The organism is Mesorhizobium sp. CNPSo 4688, assembly GCF_057784295.1.
In genome coordinates this window covers 122,831-146,472 of sequence record NZ_JBWLUY010000009.1, presented here as the reverse complement: position 1 = coordinate 146,472, position 23,642 = coordinate 122,831, and the positions used below count along the sequence as shown (strand labels likewise).

Annotated in this window: 18 protein-coding genes; 17 read left to right on the top strand and 1 reads right to left on the bottom strand. The window is 64.3% G+C overall.

Annotation, left to right across the window (positions count from 1 at the left end):
* Complete coding sequence (locus AC04SH_RS18670; RefSeq protein ID WP_488576140.1) at window positions 1-1,236, top strand: VWA domain-containing protein; 1,236 nt, start codon at window positions 1-3, stop codon at window positions 1,234-1,236.
* On the opposite strand, the gene tssH is transcribed toward AC04SH_RS18670, so the two are convergent.
* A complete protein-coding gene (gene tssH, locus AC04SH_RS18665; protein WP_488576301.1) occupies window positions 1,237-4,053 on the bottom strand; it encodes a type VI secretion system ATPase TssH in 2,817 nt (938 codons plus the stop codon).
* Between the two features lie 326 nt (window positions 4,054-4,379).
* Between tssH and tssA the strand changes: the two genes are divergently transcribed.
* The 16 genes from tssA to AC04SH_RS18585 are packed head-to-tail and all read left to right on the top strand — an operon-like array spanning window position 4,380 to window position 23,636.
* Window positions 4,380-5,558 carry a type VI secretion system protein TssA gene (tssA, locus tag AC04SH_RS18660; RefSeq protein ID WP_488576139.1) on the top strand — a complete coding sequence of 393 codons (1,179 nt, stop codon included), beginning with the start codon at window positions 4,380-4,382 and terminating at the stop codon, window positions 5,556-5,558.
* 6 nt (window positions 5,559-5,564) lie between these two features.
* Entirely contained in the window at window positions 5,565-6,104 is a 540-nt protein-coding gene (gene tssB, locus AC04SH_RS18655; protein WP_112565907.1) for a type VI secretion system contractile sheath small subunit, read from the top strand.
* A 3-nt stretch (window positions 6,105-6,107) separates the two neighbouring features.
* Window positions 6,108-7,616, top strand: coding sequence for a type VI secretion system contractile sheath large subunit (tssC, locus tag AC04SH_RS18650; RefSeq protein WP_112565910.1), 1,509 nt, complete (start codon window positions 6,108-6,110; stop codon window positions 7,614-7,616).
* Between the two features lie 56 nt (window positions 7,617-7,672).
* Complete coding sequence (locus AC04SH_RS18645) at window positions 7,673-8,122, top strand: Hcp family type VI secretion system effector (protein WP_488576300.1); 450 nt, start codon at window positions 7,673-7,675, stop codon at window positions 8,120-8,122.
* Window positions 8,109-8,864 (top strand): type VI secretion system baseplate subunit TssE, encoded by a 756-nt coding sequence (gene tssE / locus AC04SH_RS18640; protein WP_488576299.1) that lies wholly within the window; start codon window positions 8,109-8,111, stop codon window positions 8,862-8,864. The genes AC04SH_RS18645 and tssE overlap by 14 nt, the downstream gene beginning before the upstream one ends.
* 1 nt (window position 8,865) lies before the next feature.
* Window positions 8,866-10,740, top strand: coding sequence for a type VI secretion system baseplate subunit TssF (gene tssF, locus AC04SH_RS18635; RefSeq protein WP_488576138.1), 1,875 nt, complete (start codon window positions 8,866-8,868; stop codon window positions 10,738-10,740).
* The gene (tssG, locus tag AC04SH_RS18630) at window positions 10,704-11,747 is read left to right on the top strand and encodes a type VI secretion system baseplate subunit TssG (protein ID WP_488576137.1); all 1,044 of its coding nucleotides are present in this window, start codon (window positions 10,704-10,706) and stop codon (window positions 11,745-11,747) included. The genes tssF and tssG overlap by 37 nt, the downstream gene beginning before the upstream one ends.
* A complete protein-coding gene (gene tagH / locus AC04SH_RS18625; protein WP_488576136.1) occupies window positions 11,744-13,231 on the top strand; it encodes a type VI secretion system-associated FHA domain protein TagH in 1,488 nt (495 codons plus the stop codon). The genes tssG and tagH overlap by 4 nt, the downstream gene beginning before the upstream one ends.
* Before the next feature lie 3 nt (window positions 13,232-13,234).
* Window positions 13,235-13,687 carry a type VI secretion system lipoprotein TssJ gene (tssJ, locus tag AC04SH_RS18620; RefSeq protein ID WP_352557200.1) on the top strand — a complete coding sequence of 151 codons (453 nt, stop codon included), beginning with the start codon at window positions 13,235-13,237 and terminating at the stop codon, window positions 13,685-13,687.
* A gap of 57 nt (window positions 13,688-13,744) precedes the next feature.
* On the top strand, window positions 13,745-15,079 hold the full coding sequence (gene tssK / locus AC04SH_RS18615) for a type VI secretion system baseplate subunit TssK (RefSeq protein ID WP_023709959.1): 1,335 nt from the start codon (window positions 13,745-13,747) through the stop codon (window positions 15,077-15,079).
* A 4-nt stretch (window positions 15,080-15,083) separates the two neighbouring features.
* Window positions 15,084-16,415 (top strand): type IVB secretion system protein IcmH/DotU, encoded by a 1,332-nt coding sequence (gene icmH, locus AC04SH_RS18610; RefSeq protein WP_488576135.1) that lies wholly within the window; start codon window positions 15,084-15,086, stop codon window positions 16,413-16,415.
* A 1-nt stretch (window position 16,416) separates the two neighbouring features.
* Window positions 16,417-19,956, top strand: coding sequence for a type VI secretion system membrane subunit TssM (gene tssM / locus AC04SH_RS18605; RefSeq protein WP_488576134.1), 3,540 nt, complete (start codon window positions 16,417-16,419; stop codon window positions 19,954-19,956).
* Window positions 19,938-20,480 (top strand): type VI secretion system-associated protein TagF, encoded by a 543-nt coding sequence (tagF, locus tag AC04SH_RS18600; protein WP_488576133.1) that lies wholly within the window; start codon window positions 19,938-19,940, stop codon window positions 20,478-20,480. Before tssM ends, tagF begins: the two co-directional genes overlap by 19 nt.
* The gene (locus AC04SH_RS18595) at window positions 20,480-21,586 is read left to right on the top strand and encodes a DUF2169 family type VI secretion system accessory protein (RefSeq protein WP_488576132.1); all 1,107 of its coding nucleotides are present in this window, start codon (window positions 20,480-20,482) and stop codon (window positions 21,584-21,586) included. The genes tagF and AC04SH_RS18595 overlap by 1 nt, the downstream gene beginning before the upstream one ends.
* Complete coding sequence (locus AC04SH_RS18590) at window positions 21,583-22,605, top strand: 3-oxoacyl-ACP synthase (RefSeq protein WP_488576131.1); 1,023 nt, start codon at window positions 21,583-21,585, stop codon at window positions 22,603-22,605. Before AC04SH_RS18595 ends, AC04SH_RS18590 begins: the two co-directional genes overlap by 4 nt.
* Window positions 22,605-23,636 carry a PAAR-like domain-containing protein gene (locus tag AC04SH_RS18585; RefSeq protein ID WP_488576130.1) on the top strand — a complete coding sequence of 344 codons (1,032 nt, stop codon included), beginning with the start codon at window positions 22,605-22,607 and terminating at the stop codon, window positions 23,634-23,636. Before AC04SH_RS18590 ends, AC04SH_RS18585 begins: the two co-directional genes overlap by 1 nt.
* The last annotated feature ends 6 nt before the right edge of the window (window positions 23,637-23,642 follow it).

Here is a 23,642-nt window from a genome sequence, read left to right as displayed (position 1 = left end):
ATGGACGACGAAACAAACGCGGAAGGCTCGGCCCCTGCACCAACCGATAGCGGGCGCGAGCGCCGCTGGCGGCTGGCGATCGGCGCCGATGATGAGTCCTCCTCAGCCCTCTCCAACGACGACAAAAAACTGTCGTCGGCGCTCGATGCGCTTTACGGCGACGGCGCCAATGCCGATGCCGACCCACGCAAGCGGCGCGGCGGACTTGGCCGCTCGGCGCCGCGCGTGGCGCAATGGATGGGCGATATCCGCTCCTTCTTTCCCGCACAGGTGGTCCAGATCGTCCAGAAGGATGCCTTCGAACGGCTGAACCTGAAACAGATGCTGATGGAGCCGGAATTCCTGAAGGCGATCGAGGCCGACGTCAACCTCGTCGCCGACCTGATTTCGCTGCGCTCGGTGATGCCGGCCAAGACCAAGGACATCGCCCGCACCATCATCGCCGACATCGTCGCCAAGCTGATGCAGCGGCTGGAGCAGAAGACCGCCGAGGCGATCCGCGGCGCGCTCGACCGCTCGCGGCGCACCAACCGCCCGCGCCAACGCTACATCGACTGGCCGCGCACCATCTCGGCCAATCTTCGACACTACCAGCCGGAGCACAAAACCATCGTGCCTGAGAAGCTTGTCGGCTTCATGCGCAAGCAGCGCCGGCTGGTCGATCTCGACGAGGTGGTGCTGTGCGTCGACCAGTCCGGCTCGATGGCGAGCTCGGTGATCTATGCCTCGATCTTCGCCGCTGTCATGGCGTCGCTACCGGTGGTGCGCACCAAGCTGGTCTGTTTCGACACGGCAATCGTCGATCTGACCGAAGAGCTCAGCGACCCCGTCGAAGTGCTGTTTGGCGTGCAGCTCGGCGGCGGCACCGACATCAACCAGGCGGTCGCCTACTGCGCCGACCGCATCGAGCGGCCGACCAAATCCCACTTCGTGCTGATCACCGACCTCTATGAGGGCGGCAACGGCCAGGACTTGCTGCGGCGGCTGGCGGCGCTGGTGCGGTCCGGCGTCAATGTCGTGGTGCTGCTGGCGCTGACCGACCAGGGCCGGCCCGGCTACGATCCGGCAATGTCGGCCTCGGTCGCCGCACTTGGCATACCGGTCTTTGCCTGCACGCCAGACCTGTTTCCCGACATGATGGCGGCGGCCTTGCGGCGTGAGGATATCGGCGCCTGGGCGGCGGGCGCCGACATCAAGGTGATCCGCGCCGAGGCGGAAACGAGCAGTCCGACCTGACTATTCGAACGAATAGGCAAACCCGTCGGCGGAAGCACTGACCGTCACCTTGGTCATCTTCTCGCCGTCGAGCGACCGGTTCAGTACGCCACGGCTGAGTTCCGGCAGCAGCGTGTTGGTCAGGATGGCGTCGATCATGCGGCCGCCGGACTCGATCTCCGTGCACCGCGCCTTGACCAGCGCCATGACACCATCGCCGATCACCAGTTCGGCGTCGTGGCTGGCCCGCAGCCGGCGCGCAATCTTGGAGAACTGATGGCGGGTGATGGCCTCGATCATCGAATCCGAGAGCGGATAGTAAGGGATGGTCACCACGCGGCCGAGGAAGGCCGCCGGAAACACTTTCAGCAGCGGTCCGCGCAACGCTGCGTCGAGCCCGTCGAGCCCCGCCCTCACCGTGCCGTTGCCGGTCCGCTCCATGATGACTTCGGAGCCGACATTGGACGTCAGCAGGATCAGCGTGTTCTTGAAGTCGATGCGCCTTCCTTCGCTGTCGTCCATCATGCCCTTGTCGAAGACCTGGAAAAAGATTTCGTGCACGTCGGGATGCGCCTTCTCTACCTCGTCGAGCAGGATCACCGAATAGGGTTTTCTGCGCACGGCCTCGGTCAGGATGCCGCCCTTGCCGTAGCCGACATAGCCAGGCGGTGCGCCCTTCAGCGTCGAGACGGTGTGTGCCTCCTGGAACTCCGACATGTTGATCGAGATCAGGTTCTGCTCGCCGCCATAGAGCGTTTCGGCCAGTGCCAGCGCCGTCTCGGTCTTGCCGACGCCCGAGGGGCCGCAAAGCAGGAACACGCCGACCGGCTTTTCCGGCGCTCCGAGCCCGGCGCGGCTCGTCTGCACCCGCTTGGCGATCATCTCCATGGCATGGTCCTGGCCGACGACACGCTCGGACAAAGTCTCGGCGAGCTTGAGCGCCTTCTCGGTCTGGCTGGACAGCATTCTCCCCGTCGGGATGCCGGTCCAATCCTGGACCACGGCAGCCACCGCATTGCGGTCGACGGAGGGCAGGATCAGCGGTGTCTCGCCCTGCGCCGTGGCAAGCTCGGCCATGAGTTCACGCAGCCGCACGAGATCGGCGGCCGGGTCGGCTGGAGGCGTGTCGGCATCCGCCGCAGCCGTCCCAGCCTTGGCCTTGGATTTTTTGCTCTTGGCCGTTTCAGCCTTCGCCGTTTCAGCCTTGGGCGGCTCGGCCCTCGGCACCTTGGTCTTTTCCGCGTCCGGCGCTGCCGTTTCGGCGTCAGCCTCGGCGGTTGCTACCTCATCGAGCGGCACGCCCTCGCCGCGCAGCCGCGCGCGCAATTCGAGGATCTCGGCTACCAGCACCTTTTCGCGCTCCCAGCGCTCCTGCGCAGTAGCGAGCGTGGTCTCAGTCTCGGCGAGCCCGGCTTCGACCCGCGCCTGCCGGTCGGCCACTTCGATGCCGATCGCGGCTTCGCGGCCGATGATGCCGCTTTCAACCTCCAACGCCTGGCGGCGGCGCAAAATGTCCTCGACCTCGGCCGGCGTCGCATGCTGCGAGACCGCGACCCTGGCGCAAGCGGTGTCGAGCAGGCTCACCGCCTTGTCGGGCAATTGCCGCGCCGGGATGTAGCGATGCGACAGGCTGACCGCCGCCTCGATCGCCTCGTCGAGGATCTGCACCTCGTGGTGCTGTTCGAGCACGCCGGCGACGCCGCGCAGCATGAGAACGGCGACCGCTTCCGACGGCTCGTCGATCTTGACCACCTGGAAACGGCGGGTCAGCGCCGGGTCCTTTTCGATGTGCTGCTTGTATTCGGCCCAGGTGGTCGCCGCGATGGTGCGCAGTTCGCCACGGGCCAGCGCCGGCTTCAGGAGATTGGCAGCGTCGCCGGTTCCGGCGGCACCGCCGGCGCCGATCAGCGTGTGCGCCTCGTCAATGAACAGAATGACCGGCGTCTCCGAAGACTGGACCTCATCGATCACTGCCTTCAGGCGCTTTTCGAACTCGCCCTTGACGCTGGCGCCGGCCTGCATCAGGCCGACATCGAGCATGCGCACGCTGATGCCTTGCAGCGGCGGCGGTACGTCGCCCTGGGCGATGCGCAAGGCAAAACCCTCGACCACCGCGGTCTTGCCGACGCCGGCCTCGCCGGTCAGAATCGGGTTGTTTTGCCGGCGCCGCATCAGGATATCGATGATCTGCCTGATTTCCGGGTCGCGGCCGACGACCGGATCGATCTTGCCGTCATGGGCGCGCTGGGTGAGGTCGGTGGCATATTTGGCCAGCGCGGACTCCCCGCCCGGGGCGCGCCGCGGCGCCTCGGCGGTGGGGGTAGCCGCTGCCGCGGCACCGGCTTCGAGGGACCCTTCCACCACTTCGGCAAAGCGGGCGATGACTGCGTCGGCGTCGATCTTGTCGAACTCGGCGCTGATCTTCGACACCAGGCCTTCCAGCACCGGCGTCTTCAGGCAGGCGAGCAGGATGTGGGCGCTGCGTACCTCTTCCACGCCGAACTCTAGCGTCGCCAGACTCCAAGCATCGTGAATGGCTTGAAAGATATGCTCGGACATTTCCTCCACTGAGGTGGCACCGTAAGGCAACTTGTCGACGGCGCGGTTCATATCTGCCGTTAGCCGGCTGACATCGATCCCGGCGTCGGCGACGATCATCTGCACATCCGAGCGATCGGAAAGCACCAATTGTTCAATGAAATGGACAAGCTCGACGTAGGGATTGCCGCGCAATTTGGCTGCGCTGGCAGCTGCCATGAAGGCACGCTGACTGACATGATTGAGCTTGCCGACCAGTTCCTTGCGTTTGAAGCTCTGCGACGACCGGCGCTGTTCCATCGAACCTGCTCCTGCAACCTGCCCGTCGACAGCCTGCCACATAAGCAGCCGCTTGACAAAGCGCGTCATTCAGCCGGCCGCTTCCCTTTGTGGAAAGTCCCGCGCCATCAAATGCAGACAACCACGAATTTTTCCAATTCTATGCGATGCGCTTCACATACGGGGGCTGGGCAAGCACGCCATAGATTGCGCCATTCGAGATGCAGTTGCACTGGCTCGCATTAGCGCCCGTTAACTTTTGAGCGGTTTGCCGAATTGTGGTAGGGTGCAACCGTGTGCTAACGTTGGGTCACGTACGGTTTTAGAGCCGGTCGCTGGGGGTAGCTGTGATCGATCTCGCACTCTGGCTTGCTCCGTTGGACGGTGAAAATCCGTCAGGCGGAGACTTGCGCAACGATCCGGTCTTTCACGAGCTCGAGCGCCTCACCGAGCCGCAGATCAAGGTCGTCCATGACGGGCGCAACAAGCCTGCCGCGCAATCGACGATTCCCGTCGATTGGCCTGCCGTTCTCAGCAAGGCCGAGGAATTGCGTTCGCATGGCCGCGACCTTCGCCTGCTTGTCATCGTCGCCCGGGCGCTCGCCAATGAAGAAGGTCTCGCCGGGCTGGCGCAGGGCCTGACGCTGATCGCGCGGACTTTCGAGGCGCATTGGGAGACGATGCACCCGGCGCTGCGGCCCGGCGGTCAGCCGCGCGACGCAGCCTTGCGCCGCCTCAACGCGCTGGCCGACCTGCAGAATAACCAGGACGGGCTGCTTGCGAACCTCAGGCAAATGGTTTTCTTCGCCCCACGACCCATGGGGCCGATCACTGGACGCGATCTGGAACAGGGCGCGCTCGACGACCGCGTCATGCTTCAGGAAGCGGCGTCGGGATTGAATGCCGCCGAAAAGGCAGCGCTGGTCGGCGCGCATGGGCAGCTTCTGAACCGGGTGGGCAGCGGATGCGCCGCGCAGCTGGATCAGGCCGGCGAACAGATGACGGCACTGATCGCCGATACTCACGCCGCGATCGGAGCGCTCGACGCAGTGGACACGGCGCTGAATGCCCGTCTTGAAGGCCACGGCGCGGCGGTTCCGGACCTGAAGCGCTTTTTGCAGCGCGTGCTGACGACGTTGGAACGCAACACGGCGGTGGAAACCACGGCCCCGGCGGCGACGAATGGCGCAGCCAGCCCGGTGCCTGCCACGGCAAGCCCGGCAATGCCGGCCAGAAACGGTCATGGAGCCGAGACGATGGCAAGCTACGCAGAGCCAAATGCGGGGCTCCCCGACAGGATTTCCTCGCGCGACGATGTGGTGAAGTGCCTCGACCTTGTGGTGGCCTTCTACGACCGCACCGAGCCGTCGAGCCCGATCCCGCATCTCGCCCGCCGTGTGCGCCGCATGGTGCACATGGATTTCGTTGAACTGATGGAAGATCTCGCCCCGTCGGGGCTGAAGGAATTCCGGCTGCTCGCCGGCGTTCCCGACGCCAAGAAGACTGCCCAGAAGGATGAAAGGTAGCAACACATGCCAGCCGAAAGCAAAGCGAAGGTCATCGAGCGAAATCGCGCCCCGCGCGTGCAGATCGCCTACGATGTCGAAACCTACGGCAGCCCGACGACGATCGAACTGCCGTTCGTCATGGGCGTGATGGCCGACCTGTCGGGCGCATCGCAGACCAGGGAAGCGGCAAAGACGGTGCTCGACCGTTCCTTTGTCGAGACCGATGCCAACCGCTTCCCCAAATTCATGGAAGCGCTGGGACCCAGGGTCAAGGCGCGGGTGAAGAACACCCTGCCGCAAGCCGAAGGCCAGGAGCGCGACGAAGAGCTCGCACTCGACCTGACCTTCACCAAGATGGGCGATTTCGCCCCCGACAAAATCGCCGAACAGGTTCCGCAACTGGCCGAGATCCTCAAGATGCGGCGCCAGCTCGAGGAACTGCTCGGCTTCATGGACGGTCGCGTCGATGCCGAAAAGCGCATCGCCCAGCTGCTGAACAATCAGCCGCTGCTGGCACAGATCGCCAGCCAGGCGATGTCCGACGACGACAAGGGCGAGGAATAAATCATGGCCGAACAGCAAAAGACCGCAGCATCCGTCGCCGAAGCCGAGGCAGTCGATCTCGGCGAATTCAGCCAGCTGCTGGAGAAGGATTTCAAGGTCAAGAAGGACGACAGCGAGAAGCTGCAGCAACTGGTGCGCAACCTGGCGCTGGCGGCGCAGTCGCGCTCCGAGACGACGACGATTTCGTCGAACTCGATCAAGTCGATCAAGTCGCTGATCGCCGGCATCGACAAGATGCTGACGACGCAGGTCAACGAAATCCTTCACGCCCCGGAAGTGCGGGAGATGGAAGGCACATGGCGCGGCCTTTGGTATCTCATCAACAACACCGAGACGGATGCGAAGCATCTCAAGATCCGGGTGATGAACATCTCCAAGGAGCAACTGGCCGACACGCTTGAAGACTATGAAGGCCAGATGTGGGACCAGAGCCCGATCTTCAAGAAAGTCTATACGGACGAGTATTCGATGCTCGGCGGCGAGCCGATCGGCTGCATCGTTGGCGCCTACGAGTTTTCGAACCATCCGCGCGACGTCGGCCTGCTGCGCAACATATCCGGCATCTGCGCCTCGGCGCACACGCCGTTCATCGCCGCCGCCTCACCGCGGCTGTTCCGTATGGACAGCTGGCAGGAACTGCCCAACCCGCAGGACCTGCAGATGATCGTGAACAATCCGGCCTATGCCTCGTGGCAGTCGCTGCGCGAAAGCGAGGACGCCCGCTATATTGGCCTCACCATGCCGCGTGTGCTGGCGCGGCTGCCCTACGGGTCCGAGACCGTTCCGGTCAAGGGCTTCTCCTTCGAGGAGGAGGTGCATGGCGACCACAACAAATATGTCTGGATGAACGCCGCCTTCCCGATGGGCGTCAACATCAACCGCAGCCACAAATTGTTCGGCTGGGGCACGCAGATCCGCGGCGTCGAGAACGGCGGCACGGTGCTCAACCTGCCGGTGCACGCTTTCCCGACGGATGACGGCTCGATCGCGATGAAATGCCCGACGGAAGTCGCCATCGATGACCGGCGCGAGGCGGAACTGGCCAAGCTCGGCCTGATGCCGATCCTGCACCGCAAGAACACCGATCTGGCCGCCTTCATCGGCGCCCATTCGCTGCAGGACGACGAGACCCGCGCTGGACGCCTTGTCGATCCCGACGCACAGTCCAATGAACGGCTCTCCGCCAACCTGCCGTATCTGTTCCCGGTTTCCCGTTTCGCGCACTACCTCAAGGCCATTGCGCGCGACAAGATCGGCTCGTTCAAGGAACGCTCCGACATGCAGATCTGGTTGACCGAATGGATCAACCGGTACGTGCTGGCCAATCCGGCCTTCGCCGACGACAAGGCGCGCGCCAAGCGTCCGCTTGCCGCTGCCGAGGTGCAGGTCGACAGCGTGGAGGGCCGGCCGGGCTACTACAACGCCCGCTTCTATCTGCGCCCGCACTACCAGCTGGAAGGCATCAACGCCTCGCTCAGGCTGGTGTCGGAACTGCCGTCTGTGAAGACTTGATTGCAGCAACCAAAACTTTTTTCGTTTGAAAGCGGTGGAGAAAGAAAATGCCGACCATGAAAATCGATGGTTTTTTGAAAGTTCCGGACATTAAAGGCCCCAGCACCCGCGACGGCCACGACGACGAGATCGAGATCCATGGCATCGACTACAAGATGGTGGCGCCCTATGACCCGAATTCGCTCTCGCGCCGCGGCCGCGTGTCGATGGGCATGATCAAATTCACCAAGCACTATGACAAATCTTCGCCCTACCTCGCGAAGGCCCTGTTCGAAAACAAGGCGCTGGACGAGGTCAAGTTCTCCGCACGGCGGACCATCGACGGCGAGAGCAAGGACTATCTGGTCGTCACCCTGACCGATGCCTCGATCATGGAATACGACATGTCGCAGGCCGACGATGAAGCCGACCTGATCCAGGAGGAGGTCTCCTTCGCCTACAAGAAGATCAAGTTCGTCTATGACGACAATGACGAAGCCGAAATGGATGTCTATGTCGGCAAGTGAGGGGCGTGCAAAGCGCCCTGCCACTGACAAGGCACAGGCGGGCGGTTCACGGGCCAAGCGCGAGGCAGTACAGCCTTCGCTCTGGGACCGCCTCGTCAACGATTTGCCCGGCCTGAGTTCCGAGATAGACGGGCTCAGGCAGGCTCTGCATGACGAACTCGGTGAAGAGCGTCTGGACGAGCTCTTGGCGGACGGGCCGAGGCGCATCGACGCCGACGATGCGCTGAACGCCGATCAGAAACGCCGGCTGCACAGGCTGGCGTTTCAGAACCGGCATCGCGGCGAGCTTGAAAGCCGCGGCATCGTGGTGTCGCCCGACGTGCTGCGCGAGGCCGTGCGGCGCGACATCGAGGCGTTGTTCAACACCGAACGCTTCGAGTCGACGCCCATGCTTTCCGATCTCGAGGCCGAGCAGATGACCGACAGTCCGACAGCGCTGGACGACTTTCCGGAGGTGCGCCGCAGCGTGGTCAATTACGGCGTGCCGTCCTTTTCCGGCCGCTCGTCGCGCGACTTCGATCGCGATGTGCTGGCGCGCGAGATCCGCGCCGTGCTCGCCACCTTCGAGCCGCGGCTCAAGGAGAGCGCGACGAAGGTCTCGGTCAATCTTGGCGACAAGACCGGCCTGAAGATCGAGATCGACGCGGTGCTGATCATGACGCCGACGCCGGAGCGCATGCGCCTGCGCACGACGATCAATCTCGACAACGGCCTGGCGCGCACCGAGTTCAGGGAAGCCTGAGATGGACCGGGTCTTCGTAGAATATTACGAGGAAGAACTGTCCCACATACGCGGGCTGGCGGCGGAGTTCGCCGACATGCATCCGGCCGTCGCGCGCAATCTGTCGCTGGATACGGTGCCGTGTCCGGATCCCTATGTCGAGCGCCTGCTCGACGGTGTCGCCTTTCTTGCCGCGCGCACGCGGCTGAAGGTGGATGCCGAACGCTCGCGTTTTTCGCGCGCCATCCTCGACGTGCTTTATCCCGATCTCGTCACGCCGGCGCCGGCCACCGCCATGGTGGTGCTGAAGCCCGGCCAGCAGGTGCAGACCATGCTTGCCGGCCATGTCGTCAAGCGCGGCACGCGGCTGGTCTCCAGCCTGCAGGCCGGCCTGTCGACACGCTGCACCTTCACCACCGCGCAGGACATGACGCTGTTTCCGATCGCGATCAGTTCGGTCGGCTATTTCCAGGACCGCAGCGCGCTGGCCGCCGCCGGTATTGGCCCGATCGGCGGCCAGGGCGGCGAAGCGGCACTTCGTATTACGCTTGCCCCGATTGGAAAGGTCAAACTGGGCGAACTGGCGCTCGACCGGCTTGACCTCTACTTCGCCAACCGCACCAAGGCGCCGCTGACGTTCGACGCGATCTTCGGCGTCTGCGCGAGCGTCGGTGCAAGACCTGAAGGCAAGACCAATCCGCTGTCGCCTCTGCCGGCGCCGGAGATGGTGGGCATCGCCGATGCCGAGGCGATGATGCCGCGCACGCGGCCGACTTTCGAAGGCTACCGCCTGCTGCGCGAATATTTCATGATGCCCGAGCGCTTCCACTATGCGCGCGTAACCGGCTTGCAGCCGGTGGTGCGCAAATGCCAGGCGGGGCTTGAGATCGTCTTCCTGTTCAGGCGTCCGGTGCCGGAACTCGCCGATCTGACGCCGGCGGATTTCGAACTTTTCGCGACGCCGATCATCAATCTCTTCGAGCGCGAGTGCAATGTCATCGAGCTCGATCAGCGCAAGACGCGGCAGGTGCTGCACGCCGATCGCACGCGCGCGCGGGATTTTGAGATCTACCGCGTGATCCGGGTCGAAGATGCTGACGCCGAAGGTCCCGATGCGGAAATACCGGAGCTCTTCAGCCTCGGACAAAACCGTGGCAGCGGCTGGGTCTATTCGACCGAGCGGCGGCCGCGTCGGCCAACCGAGGACGAGCGCAGCCAGGGCGTGACGCGCACCTCCTATGCCGGCGACGACGTCTTTCTGGCGATCTCGCGCCCGGTCCGCAGCCAGGCCAACCGGCCGCTGAAGCGCGTCGACATCGTGGCGCTTTGCACCAACCGCGACCTCGCCATCCTCGACGACACGCCGACCCTGACGCTGGAGGCCGGCGACCCGGTGGAGACGGTCCGGCTGCTTGGCGCGCTGCGTTCGCCGCAGCCGGCCATTCCGGCAGCGCTGCCGGCCGGCGCCGACGGCGAGTCGCGCGCCGACGATTTGGCCTGGCGGCTGGTGTCGCAACTGGCGCTCAACTTCCTCAGCCTGGCCAAGGAAGGCCGCGGCGTCGATCCGCTGCACGCGCTGCTCGATCTCTATGCCGAGCGCGGCGATCCCGGGCTCGCCCGCAATGTGCGCTCGATCGTGCGCATCGACTCGCGCGCGGTGATCGAGCGGCTGGCGATCGACGGACCGATGTGTTTCGGCCGCGGCACGGAAGTGACGCTGCATGTCGACCAGTCGGTGCTGGCAGGACAAAGCACCTTGCTGCTGTCAGGTCTGCTGTCGCGGCTGTTTGCCCGTCATGCCGGCATTAATGGGTTCGTGCGCACCCGCACGCGATTGCTCCAGAAACAGGAGGATGTGCTATGGCCGATGACGCCCGGCAATCGCTACCTGATCTAGAGCGAGCCGCAACCCTGTCCGAGAGTTTCGACTTTTTCGAACTGCTGCGCCGGCTGGAACGGCAAGGCGGCCTGTTCGGCCATTCCGGCCGGCCGGACCGCGAGCCGGCAAGGCTCGGCCAGAATGTGCGGCTGTCCTTCGCGGTGCAGGACGTGGTGGATTTCCGCGAGCCGACGGACAAGTTGCCGGCGCGCGTCACGGTCAACAATCTCGGCCTGCTCGGGCCTGAAGGGCCGATGCCGCTGCATCTGACGCGCTGGGTGCTCGATCGCCTGTCGCAACGCTGGTACGCGGGTGCGGAGGCACGGCAGACCAGCGACACCACCTTCGTCGATTTCGTCAACATCCTGCAGCACCGGATGATCGCGCTCTACTACCGCGCCTGGGCGGATGCCCATCCGGCGGTGCAGGTCGAACGCGGGGTCGGCGGCCGCGTCCGTTCCATGCTCGAAGCAATGGCCGGCATCGGGCTGCCGGGCACGCAGGATGCCGAACTCGATGCCGTAAAACTGCGCCAGGCCGCCTCGCTCGCTTCCCAGGTCGACGGCCCCGAGCGGCTGACCCTGTTCATTGCCGAAGCCTTCAAGGTGCCGGTGGTGCTGAAGGAGTTCGTCGCCGCCTGGATGACCATCCCCAAGGGGCTGCAGAGCCGGCTTGGCGGCAGCTATGCCGCGCTCGGCCGCAGCGCCACCATCGGCCCGCGCTCGTTCAGCCGGCAGAGCCGGATCGAGCTGCGCATCGGCGCGCTGAGCTACAAGGATTACAAGGCCTTCCTGCCGGGCGGCGAGCGGCTGAAGCTGTTGAAGCAGGCGGTGCGCGACCTGATCGGCGAGACCATCGATGTCGATCTGAGGATCGTGCTTGCGGCAAAGGCAGTGCCGCCGGCGAAGCTCGGAACCGTCCAGCTCGCCCGCACCACCTGGCTGGCGCGCAACCCTGAGCGGGGAGATGCCGACGACATGCGGCTGCGGACCATTGTCGGCTGGCGAGAAGAGGTGGCGGCATGAGCCTGCTGCTGACGCTCGAACAGGGACCACGCGCACAAGTCACGCGACAGGCGCGGCTGGACGAGGGTGAGCTGGTGATCGGCCGCAGCGCCGACGCCGACTGGCAGATCAACGATCCCGACATGTTCGTCTCGCGCGCCCACTGCACGATCACCAGCAAGCAGGGCGGCTATTTCGTCACCGACACGTCCAGCAGCGGGTTGTTCATCGACGATGCCGCCAGCCCGCTCGGCGCGGGAAATTCGGCGCGCCTGCAAAGCGGCATGCGGCTGCGGCTGGGCGACTATGTGGTGTGGGTCGATCTGCAGACGGCGAAGACCGAAGCACCGGCCTCCAGACCCTCAGCACCTGCCAGCAAGCCGGCGGCGTCGCGGGCACCGGTCAGTCTCGGCGGCGACGATTTCTTTTCGTCCACGACGGAAGAAGAGCCGAGACGGCCGCGACCCGCCGACCTGCCCGATCCGTTCGAGAAGCCGGTGCCCGGCGCATTCGCGCGCGCGCTCTCCGACGAACGCAGGTCGCAGGCGTTCGACGATCCATTCAGCCTCGACCCGGTGGCGACGCCAGCGCCGGAGGCCGCCACCGACAAAGGCGGCGGCAAGCCGCTGTTCGACGACCCCTTCGGCCTCGACTCCGCGCCGCTGTCGAGAGAGCCGATCAGATCCAGTTCCGAGAAGCCGCCGGCCTTCGATGACGGGTTTGGTTTTGGCCCTGCCGAGTCCACCAGCCTCGACGCCGGGGTGACGGATGGCGGCGGAACCGATGCGCCCTCGCCTGCCCCCTCTCCGGCGCCTTGGGATCTGCCCGCCCGCGCGGCCGAGCCATCGCCACGGCAGCCACCGCCAGCTCCGTCCCCACCGCCGCCGCGCACTCCGGTCCGGCAAGCCGCAGCGCGGCCGTCGGCCGGACAGTCGGACGCGGAATTGCGCGCCGCTTTCCTGCGCGGCATGGGCATGGACGAGGCCGATTTTCCCGGCCGCGACCCGGTGGCCGATATGGAGAAATTCGGCCGCGAATACCGGCTGATGATGGAAGGGCTGATGCAGCTTTTGCGCAAGCGCGCCGAGGAAAAGGGCAATGCCCGCGTGGCGCAGACCGTGGTCGGTGCGTCCGAGGTCAACCCGCTCAAATTCCTGCCCTCGGTCGACGATGCGCTGGTGACCATCCTGGCCGAGCGCAGCCCCGGTTTCCTCGGTGCCGACGCGGCGATCAAGGACGCGGTGCGCGATCTGGCGCAGCACCACGTTCGCGCCTGGCGCGGCGTGCAGGGCGCGCTGAAACGCATGATCGACCGCTTCGATCCGGCGGCGATCGAACAGGAACTGAAGTCGAGTTCGGCGATCGGCAATCTGCTGACCGGCGGACGCGGCGCAAAGCTCTGGGAACTGTACCAGAAACGCCACCGTGAAATCGCTCACAGCGCCGAGACGCGCTTTCTGGGCGAAATCGGCGCTGATTTTAGGGACGCATATGAGGAGGACTAGGACATGATCGACAGACGCGAATTCATTCTTGCCTTGGGCGCGACAGGATTGCTGACGGCTTGCCAGAGCGGCCCGCCGAAACCTTCCGTCATCACCGTCAATCTTGCCGGCGGCGCCGGCATGAATCCAGGACCGGGCGGCGGCGACAGGCCGGTGACCGTCATGATCCTGCGCCTGAAGAGCACTGGCGCCTTCAATTCGGCCGACTATTTCGCCCTGCAGGGCGGTGCCGGCGCGGCACTTGGCGGCGATCTGATCGGCTCCGACACGATTTCGGTTGGGCCGGGCAAGACCGCGTCGAAGACCATCACGGTCGAACCCGAGGTGGCGGCCTTGGGCTTCGTCGCACTGATCAGGGACCCCACCGGACGCAACTGGCGCACGACCAAGTCGGTGTCGCCGGGATCGAAGTTCACCGTCAATGTGACGCTCGGCAGCGGCGGCATTTCCGCCTAGCGGCGGTATTCCGCAAAGCCGCGCCAGGGTGATGAGCAGGAAGCAGAGAGTGCCGGCATGAGCGATGCAAACAGGGTGCTGTGGTCGGAGGGGCTGTTCCTCCGCACCCAGCATTTCCAGCAACAGGACCGCTTCTTCGAGGCGACGGTGCGCGGCGCCTTGCAGGCCGGGCACCTGCACACGTTCGGCTTTCGAACGCTGACGCTCGACCAGGCACAGCTCGATGCCGGCCAGATCTCGGTGCTTTCGGCGCGCGGCATCTTTCCCGACGGGACGCCGTTTGCGATCCCCGAGACGATGGATGCGCCGCGGCCGCTGGCGGTCACGCCGGAGATGGGCGCGGGACCGGTGCTGATCGCACTGCCGCTCGAACCGCCCGGCGGCGTCGGCTTCGACCCGGCGCACGCCGAGCCATCCGGCGCGCGCTACCGCGGCCGGATCGTCTCGGTGCGCGACGCCGTGCATGGCGGCTCCGACCCGGAGGAAATCGAGATCGCGCGACCGCAGGCGCTGTTGCTGGCGCCGGGCACGGCGGTGGGCGGTTACACCGCCCTGCCGGTGGCCGAGCTCAAGGGCGTACGCGCCGATGGCGGCGTGGCGCTCGACGACACATTCCTGCCGCCGACCTTGGTCATCGGCGCGGCCTCCTGGTACAGCCGCCTGCTGCAGGAGGTGGTCACCGGCCTCGACCAGATCGCCGAGGCGCATGGCAAGATGGTGCTGGGCGGTCCAGGGCGCAGCGTCGAGGATCTCTTGATCCTCAACCTGGTCAACGCCGCGCGGCCACGGCTGGCGCACATGCTGGCGCAGGACGTGTTCCATCCGGCCGAGGTTTATATGGAACTGGCGGGTCTTGCCGGCTCGATGGCCACCTACGGGTCGAGCGCAAGGCGGCTGGGCGAACTGCCTGTTTACGATCACATGGCGCCGGGGCCGGCCTATTCGGCGCTGGCCGACGCGCTGCGCTCGCTGATCCTCAGCCTGCGCTATATCGAGCCGAAGTCGCGCGCACTGCCGGTCATGCGGCATGCCACCAATGTGTGGAAGATCCGCATCGACAACCCAAAGCTTCTGGTGGCGAGCCGGATCGTGGTGCGGATCGGCTCCGAACTGTCGGAGGACGCGTTGCGCAAGATTTTCGTCAATCAGGCGACCGTCGGCTCGGCCAGCGAATTCGAAGGGCTGTGGAAATCACGCCTGCCCGGCATTCCGCTGAAACCATTGCATTCACAGCCGCGCGAAATTCCCTATGACGGCGACCGGCTGTGCCTCGAACTCGACCAGAAAAGCGAGCACTGGGCCTCGCTGCTTGAAGCGCCCGGCTTTGTGATCGGCGTTTCGGGCGTGCTGCCCAGCGAACCGCAGGTCGACTGCTACTCGGTCAACAGGTGAGATGATGAGCAGGGACGATCCATTCGGACTGTCCGAGGATCGGGAGCGCACGCGCATCCGTCTGAGCGGAGCGCCGACGCCGCGCGCCATGCCGCTGCCGGCGTCGGGCGTCACCGCGAAGCGCTCGTCGCGCGCGCATCCGAATGCACTCGTCAACGCCTTCTCGCCGCTGCTCGAATTTGCGCCCGAACTGGAAAATGCGCTGCCGCCGGAAAATCCGGAAGCGCTGCGCACGAGGCTGCTCGATGAACTCGTGCGCTGCCGCGATGCCACCATGGCGCAAGGCTCGTCGCTCGAGCGCGCCGACCAGGCGGCGTGGCTGGTGGCGGCGCTGCTCGACGACCTGGCGCTCAACACGCCGTGGGGCGGCGCCAGCGCCTGGCCGCGCCAGCCGCTGGTGGTGATGCTGCGCGGTGACGTCGACGCAGGCGCGCAATTCTTCGCCCGACTCGAAGACCTCGAGCGCCATCCCAACCGCGACCGCGAAATGCTGGAGCTGCAATATCACTGCATGGCGCTGGGCTTTCGCGGCAAATACCGCGTGCCCGGCCGCTCCGGCGACCGCTCGCTCAATGCCGTGCGCGTGGCGGCAGCGCGTTTCCTGCGCGACAGCGACGCCGAAGGCGCACCTTTGTCGCCCAACTGGAGGGGCGTGATCGCGTCCGACGAACCGCAGCGTTTCATCGTGCCGATCTGGGTGATGGCGGTGGCCGCGGCCGTGATCGCGACCGCCATCCATGTTGGCCTGTCAATGGGGCTGAGCAGCCAGGCGGTCGAGCTTTCGGCCCTGGTGCGCGCACTGCCGCCGCCGACGCGGGCTGACGTCACCCGCGCGGCGCCCAAGGCTGACGCTCCGCCGCCTCTGCCGGTTGCCGTGGACTACGCGCTGCTGCCGGAATTCCAGAAGGCAGCGCCGGCGGAAACGAGCAGGGCGCTGAGCGGCACGGAGAGCGTCTCGCTGGCCAAGCTGGTTATCCAGGCTTCCAGCCCCGAACTCTTCCAATCGTCGCGTCCGACACTCACCCAGGGCTATGAGCCCCTGATCGAGTCCATCGCCAAGGTGATCCTGGACAATAAGGACCTGATCGGAAAGATCACCGTCGTTGGCCACACCGACAATGTGCGCCTGCAAAGATCCAACCCGCTTGCCAGCAACCAGCGCCTGTCGGAAGCGCGCGCCGAAACCATAGCCGAGCTTCTGATACAAGCCGGCGTGCCGAAGGAGAGCATATCTTCCGAAGGCCGCGCCGAAAGCGATCCGGTGGCCGACAACTCCACGCGGGAAGGCCGTGCGCTCAACCGCCGCGTCGAAGTGCTGGTCGAGAAGAGGCTGTGACATGTTCATCCTGCGCTTCCTCTGGGCGGTCCTGACCTCGCGTTTCCTGTGGACGCTGATCGGGCTGGCGCTGCTGTCGCTGATCATCTGGGTATTCGGCCCGATCGTGCGGGTCGGCGACTATGTGCCGATGGCGTCGGAGACGGTGCGCATCGTCATCATCGCGCTTCTGATGATCTTCTGGCTGATCTGGCTGATCGTCGCGCAGCGCCGGGCGATCCGCGCCAACCGCATGTTCGTCGCCGAGATTGCAGCACCCGTCGAGGAAAAGCGGCTCAGCCCCGGCGAGGAGAATGTCGCCGCGGTCGGCGCCAAATTCCAGGACGTCATGGTCGAGCTGAAGCGGCGCAAACTCGGCAACCGCAAATTCCTGCGCGAAATGCCGTGGTATGTCATCGTCGGCCCGCCAGCGACCGGCAAGACGACGGCGCTGCGCCAGTCCGGGCTCAACTTTCCGATCGACCTGACCGACGATCTGCAAGGCATTGGCGGCACCCGCAACTGCGACTGGTTCTTCTCCGAAAACGCGGTGATGATCGACACGGCCGGCCGCTATGTCCAGCAGGAAAGCCAGCCCGATGTCGACGCCGCCGAATGGCTGGGCTTCCTCGACCTGTTGAAGAAGCACCGCGGCCGCCGTGCGCTGAACGGCGTCATCGTCGCGCTCGGCATCGATGCGCTGTCGGAAGGCGACGAAGCCGTCAAGGCGCATGGCCGCAAGATCCGCCGGCGACTGGCCGAATTGGAAGAGCGGCTGGAAATCCGCTTGCCGGTCTATCTGATGCTGACCAAGGCCGATCTGATCAGAGGCTTCGAGGCCTTCTTCGGCGGCCTGTCGACGCAGGCGCGCGAACAGGTCTGGGGCACGACCTTCCCGCTCGACGCACGCGTCGACGCCAAGACCATCGCGGGCGAAATCTCGACGCTGTCCAGGGAGCTTGAAAAGCGGCTGGTGCCGAGGCTGGAAGACGAGGACAAGCTCGCCGAACGCGCCGAGATCTTCCGCTTCCCGGCGCAGCTGCAAAGCCTGTCCGAGCCAATCCAGGTGCTGGTCGAGGCGATGTTCGGCGAGAGCCGCTACGAGGAAGCAGCGTGGCTGCGCGGCCTCTATCTGACCTCGGCGACCCAGGAAGGCGCACCGATCGACCGGCTGACCGCCGCACTCGCCTCTTCCTTCGGCCTGCCGGCGCGACGCTCGATGCCGGCTCAGCGCTTTGAAAAGCGCAGCTTCTTCCTGAAGAACCTTCTGACCGAAGTGATCTTCAAGGAGGCCGGGCTCGGCACGTTCGATCCGCTGGCACAGCGCCGCCGCAGCTGGATCTGGCGCGGCGCCGCCGCCGCCTGCGCGGCCGCCGCCATCCTGGCCGGCTCGCTGTTCACCTGGTCCTACTATGACAACCGCAATGCGATCGCCGCGCAGGCCGGCCAGTTCGAGGCATTGCAGGCGCCGCTGACCTCGACCGCCGCGACGCCCGCCTCGGTGCAGCAGCCGGCGATGGACGTTGCCCTCAACGCCATGGACGAGGTCGCCAGTGCCAGGACTGCGCCCCCCGACAAGGCGCAGGATCTGCTCGGGCCATCGGCTTCCGCCGAACTGATGCGGGCGCAGACCGACACCTACGACCATGCTTTGCGCAACGTGCTGGAGCCCCGCATGGTGGCGCTGCTGGAAGCGACGATGTGGCGGCAGATCCGCGATCCGGATTTCATGCTGGGCGCGCTCAAGACCTACCGCATGATGACCGGCCTGTCGCAGATGGATTCGGATTTCGTTGAGAATTGGTGGGTGAACGACCTGCCCGAATTCGCGCCGGCTGCCCCCTTCCCGACCGCCGATGCCGAAGAGCATCAGCTGGCCGCGATCCGCCGCATGGCGGTCGACGACAGCTACATCGCGCCCGATCAGGCGCTGGTCGCCGAAGCGTTGAAGACGGTCTGCACGATCTCGCTGCCAGCGCGCGCCTACAAGCAATTGCTGGCCGACCCGGCGGTGGCCGGATTGAAGGAATGGATCCCAGCCAACTTCGCCGGCCCGAACGGCGCCAAGGTGTTTTCGCGGCGCTCCGACAAGACCCTGCGTGTCGGCATATCAGGCGCCTTCACCTATGACGGTTTCCACGATGCGATCCTCGACCGGGTCGAGGATGTCGCCGCCCAGGCGGCACTCGACCGCGCGGTGTTTGCCGGCGGCTGTTCGGAGAATTCCGAAACGTCCGTGGCGGCGCTGTCAGAAGATATTCTGAAGCTCTACTATGACGACTACATCGCGCAGTGGGACAGTTTCCTGCGTGACATGCGGCTGGCGCCGCTCAGCGATCTCAACATTGCCAGCGAGAATCTGAAGGACCTTTCCAGCGCCGATTCCGCGCTGAAGCGGCTGTTGACGGCGGTCGTCCAGGAGGTCGATCTCACCCGCTCCGACGAGGCGCCGGCGACCGACGACAAGGCGGCGACGAAGGGCGGCTCCAAACTGCTGGGCAAACTCGGCAAGCTGGGCAAGATCGTCAAGACCGGCGCCAAGCTGTTGCCGCGCGTCGGCTCGGCCAGCGAGGTCGACCTGACCGGCACGCTGGTGGCCGAACACTTCAAGCCGCTCAAGAGCACGATTGCCGAGGTCGATGGCCAGCCGCCGGCGCTCGATGCCGCGGTGGTGGCGCTGACGGCGCTGTCCAATGTGCTGCAGACGGTCACCGCCAATCCCGACCCGCAGGATGCGATCAAGAAACAGGGCGGCCTTGCCGAGCTGACCGGCGCCGTCGCCAGGCAGGCGCAGATCCTGCCCGACCCGGTCAACACCTGGCTGAGCGGCATTGCCGGCGACACCAGCGGGCTGACGCAGAAGGCCGTGGCTTCGGAGCTCAACGCCATCTGGCGCGCCGACATCCTGCCCTTCTGCCAGGCGGCGCTCAACGACCGCTATCCGTTCAGCCCCGACAGCGCGGTCGACGTCAACGTGCGCGACTTCGCCCGCCTGTTCGGACCGGCGGGGATGATCGACGGCTTCATCAACGACCATCTGATCAGCTATGTCGACACCTCGGCACAACCGTGGAAATGGCGCGCCGATTTCGGCCTCGACCCGTCCGCGCTTGCCGCTTTCGAACAGGCCAGACGGATCCGCGACGATCTCTTTCCCGGCGGCCAGGGCCCGGTGATGGCGTTCACGCTTGAGCCGACGGACCTGTCGCCCAACGTCACCCGCGTCACCCTCAATCTCGACGGCCAGAACCTGGTCTACTTCAACAATGCGACACGGCCGCAGCCAATGACCTGGCCCGGCAAGGACGGCACCGGTGTCATCTCGCTCGCCTTCCAGCCGATCGACGGCTCGCCCGAGATCATGCTCAACGAGACCGGCAGCTGGGCATGGCTGAGGATGCTGCGCGGCGGCCGCTTCACCGGCACCTCGCTGTCCGATGTCTACAGCCTGCGGCTGGGAACGAAAGGCATGTACGCCGACTTCAAGCTCAAGGCGGCAAGCGTCGAAAATCCCTACAACCTCCAGATGTTCAAGAAATTCTCATGTCCGCCGCAGATATGATCCTGCCCGGCTTCTACGGCAAAATGCCTGCCACCGGCGATTTCGTGACCCGGCGGCTGACGGGCGAGTTCGTGCGCGCCTGGGACCGCTGGCTGGCGCAGCATCTGGTGCCGCTGTTTGGCCAGGACATCTGGGCCACTGGAACGGCGTTGCGGTTTCTCGCCGGCCCGAATTCCTTCGGCGCATCGGCAGGCATCATCCTGCAAAGCGCCGACAAGGTTGGCCGGAAATTCCCCTTGAGCGTCGTTGCCCTGTTACCCGAAGCGCCTGTCGCGCTGACGCATGCCGAGGCATGGTTTACCGGAATCGAGGAGGCCGCCACCGCCGCCCAGCAGGGTGACCTGACGCCCGACGAACTGCACGCAGCGCTCGGCGAACTGTCTGTGCCATCCGTGGAGCCGAGCGAGGAGCTGATCGCCGACATGGTGATCTGGACCCGTCATTCCGACATTTTCGACATCGATCCGCACTCGCCACAAGCGACGCTGGAGACGATCCTCGCCGGCAGTTGGGAGACCAACTGATGCAGATCTGGAACCAGATGGGTTATCCGCACGAATTCACCATGGGCATGGACAAGGCCGGCCACGAATGGATCGTCGTAGTGGTGAAAGGCACGTTCGATTTTCCCGAGATGCCGGGCGAACCGGTACGCAAATCCGCGGAGCAGGCGCCGCTCGTCTTTGCCGATACCCAGACTGGCGAGCCAGGCTACTCAGCCACGCTATGGGAAACCGATTTCGCCTTCCGCAAGCCGCGTTGCGATGTGGTCGCCAATGGCTGTGCCTATGCACCAAACGGCAGACCAACCGAGCGCGTGCCGGTCGGTATCAAAGTCGGGAATTGGTCAAAACTTTTCGAGGTCGTCGGCCACCGCGAATGGCGCTCCATCGGTCCGCTCTTTACTACTACGTCGCCGCAGCCCTTCCTGAAACTGCCGATCTCCTATGACGTCGCCTGGGGTGGTGTCGACAGGCTCGATCCGGAGGACAAGCTTCCCGCCAGCTACAGATACAACCCGGTCGGAACCGGCTGGTCGCGTGCCAAGAACCAGCGTCTCATTCCCGGCCTGCGGTTGCCGAACACGCAAGCTGTCGGCGAGGATATCCGATCACCGTTCGGCGACTACAAACCGATGAGCTTTGGTCCGATGGGGCGCGGCTGGCCCAGCCGCATCGAATATGGCGGCACTTACGACCAGAACTGGATCGACAACGTCTTCCCTTTCCTGCCGCAGGATTTCGACGAACGCTACTTCCAGATGGCGCCGCCCGACCAGCAGATCGACGCGCCGAAAGGTGGCGAGGACGTGCAGTTGGTGAACCTGACATCCAATGGACGCGAGAGCTTTCGACTGCCGCAGACGGCATTGCCGATGAGGCTCTTCAAAGGCAGGCTAACTGCCTTCGAAGGGGACGTGAGTCCCGACACCATACTGTTCGATCTCGAGGCACGACGCTTTTCGATGGTCTGGCGTTTGTCTCATCGAATCGAGCGAACGGTGCTCGACTTCACAGAGTGCTGGGTCGGCGCCCCAACGGAATCGATGATTCATGCCCACGAGACTGGTCGCATCTTCATTCGGGCAAATGGCGCAGCGCCGGACGACGATGAGGAGGACGCCGCTTGAACGGGACGATCGACATCGCCTCGGTTGGCATGGTGACGCCTGTGGGGCTCGATGCCCCCGCTTCTTGCGCCGCGATGCGTGCACGGCTGGACGGCTTTCAAGAGACACGTTTCACGGGAGCACGCGGCGAACCTCTGATCGGAGCACCAATACCGCTACCCCGAGACTGGATCGGTGAACGAAGGATCGCGCACCTGGCAGCCGGCGCAATCTCCGAAGCATTGGCCGAAGGGCATACGGCTGGTGAGCAAACTGCCCTCATTCTATGTTTGGCCGAAGACAGCCGCCTGGGAAAACCGGTTAGAGACGCGTCGAGGCTTTTGACAAGAATCGCCGAGATCGTTGAGATAGCTCCGCACGTAAAGTCGCGCGTTATCAGCTACGGCCGACCTTCGGGCCATGTGGCGCTTGAGCAGGCTCGTCGCCTGATCTCTTCAGGACAAGTGCCCAACGTCGTGATCGTGGGCGTCGACAGTTACCTCACTTCGCGAACGGTCCGACACTATCTCAATCAGAGCCGGCTGATGACCAAATTCAATCCAAACGGCTTCATCCCCGGAGAGGCCGCCGCGGCCGTTCTATGCACCAAGCCTGGAAAGGGCCTGCTGACGTTACTTGGGCTTGGCCTGTCACGCGAACCCGCAGCCATTTACAACAAGGAGGATCTCCCACTCCGTGGCGACGGTATGACTGCTGCATATGGCGTAGCGCTGCAGGAATCACGCTTCGACATGATCGGAATTGGCTATCGAATATCGGATCTGATCGGCGAGCAATATTGGTTCAAGCAAACGGCTCTTGCGTCACTTCGCCTGACGAGGGGCCATATCGAATTTCAGGACCTCTGGTCCCCGGGCGAGTCGATGGGAAATGTCGGAGCCGCCGTTGTACCCACGATGATCGGAATGGCCTTCACTGCGGCAAAGAAGGGATATGCCGCCGGCAATCCGGTGCTCATCGAGGCTTCGAACGACGAAGGGGCCTGTGGCGCCGCCGTCGTGGCGTCGAGGCTGAACTAATGTCCAACGTCTTTGCAAACGGACTGGAGATTTCCGGCAAGGCGGTTGACGCCAAAACAATCGCGGCGTTCCCCGACGTCTGCTTCACCCCGCCGGAAAATCCGGCGACACCACCCGGGGTTCCGATCCCATATCCCAGTTTTGGATTTGCTTCCGATACGGAGGATGGTACCGGGACCGTGAAAATCGGCGGTAAGACGATAAACATAAAGAACAAGTCCGACCTAACTAAAACATCTGGAACAGAAGCCGGATCCGCTGCCAAAAAGGGCGTAATAACTTCCAATAATACCGGCAAAGAATACTTCAATTCGTGGTCGCCAAATGTGAAAGCAGATGGCGAACCCGTAATAAGATTTACCGATCTTGCAACGAACAACCACGGATCGACGATAGCCAACACACCACCTTGGCTGCATGTATGCAAGCTAAACCCCGGATGGACTCCGACTTGTCAGAAATTGTACGAAGATTATCTATTTATGTACAAGCCGAACAAGTGTGCCAAAGGCTATGAACCGCACCATATTATAGACAATTGTGCTTTCGTACGAGCAGGGGCGCGCGCCTCAACCAAGAAATCCTTTAAGTCGGCAAAAAAGATGGCGGCCCGCGTCTGGAAAAAACTTAAGAATATCTTCCAGGCCGGAAGCCCCCATCCAGGCCGAAACTACAATGAAGACGATGCACCCTGTATCTGTCTGAAAGACAACATGGATCATGGTGAGCAGCACAAGGTCGCACATGACGTTACGCGGGCGGAGGCAAAGAAAGCGAATGTCAAGGCCAAGGGAGGGAAATGGAAGTACAGTCAGGCGAGAGCTGCCGGCGTCAAGTCCGTGAAGAAGGCGGCCAATTTGACGGACGCACAGGCCGAATGCATCAAGATCGTGCTCGATTCCTACTACAAGAAACAAATGGGTTGCACGGAAAGCACGGAGGTTGGCGGGCCTGAGACCAGCGCTCCGACCGCGACATCCTTCGCTACGGGTAACGGCGGTAACGCCAACATCAGTGCCGTCCCGTCGTAGAGCGGA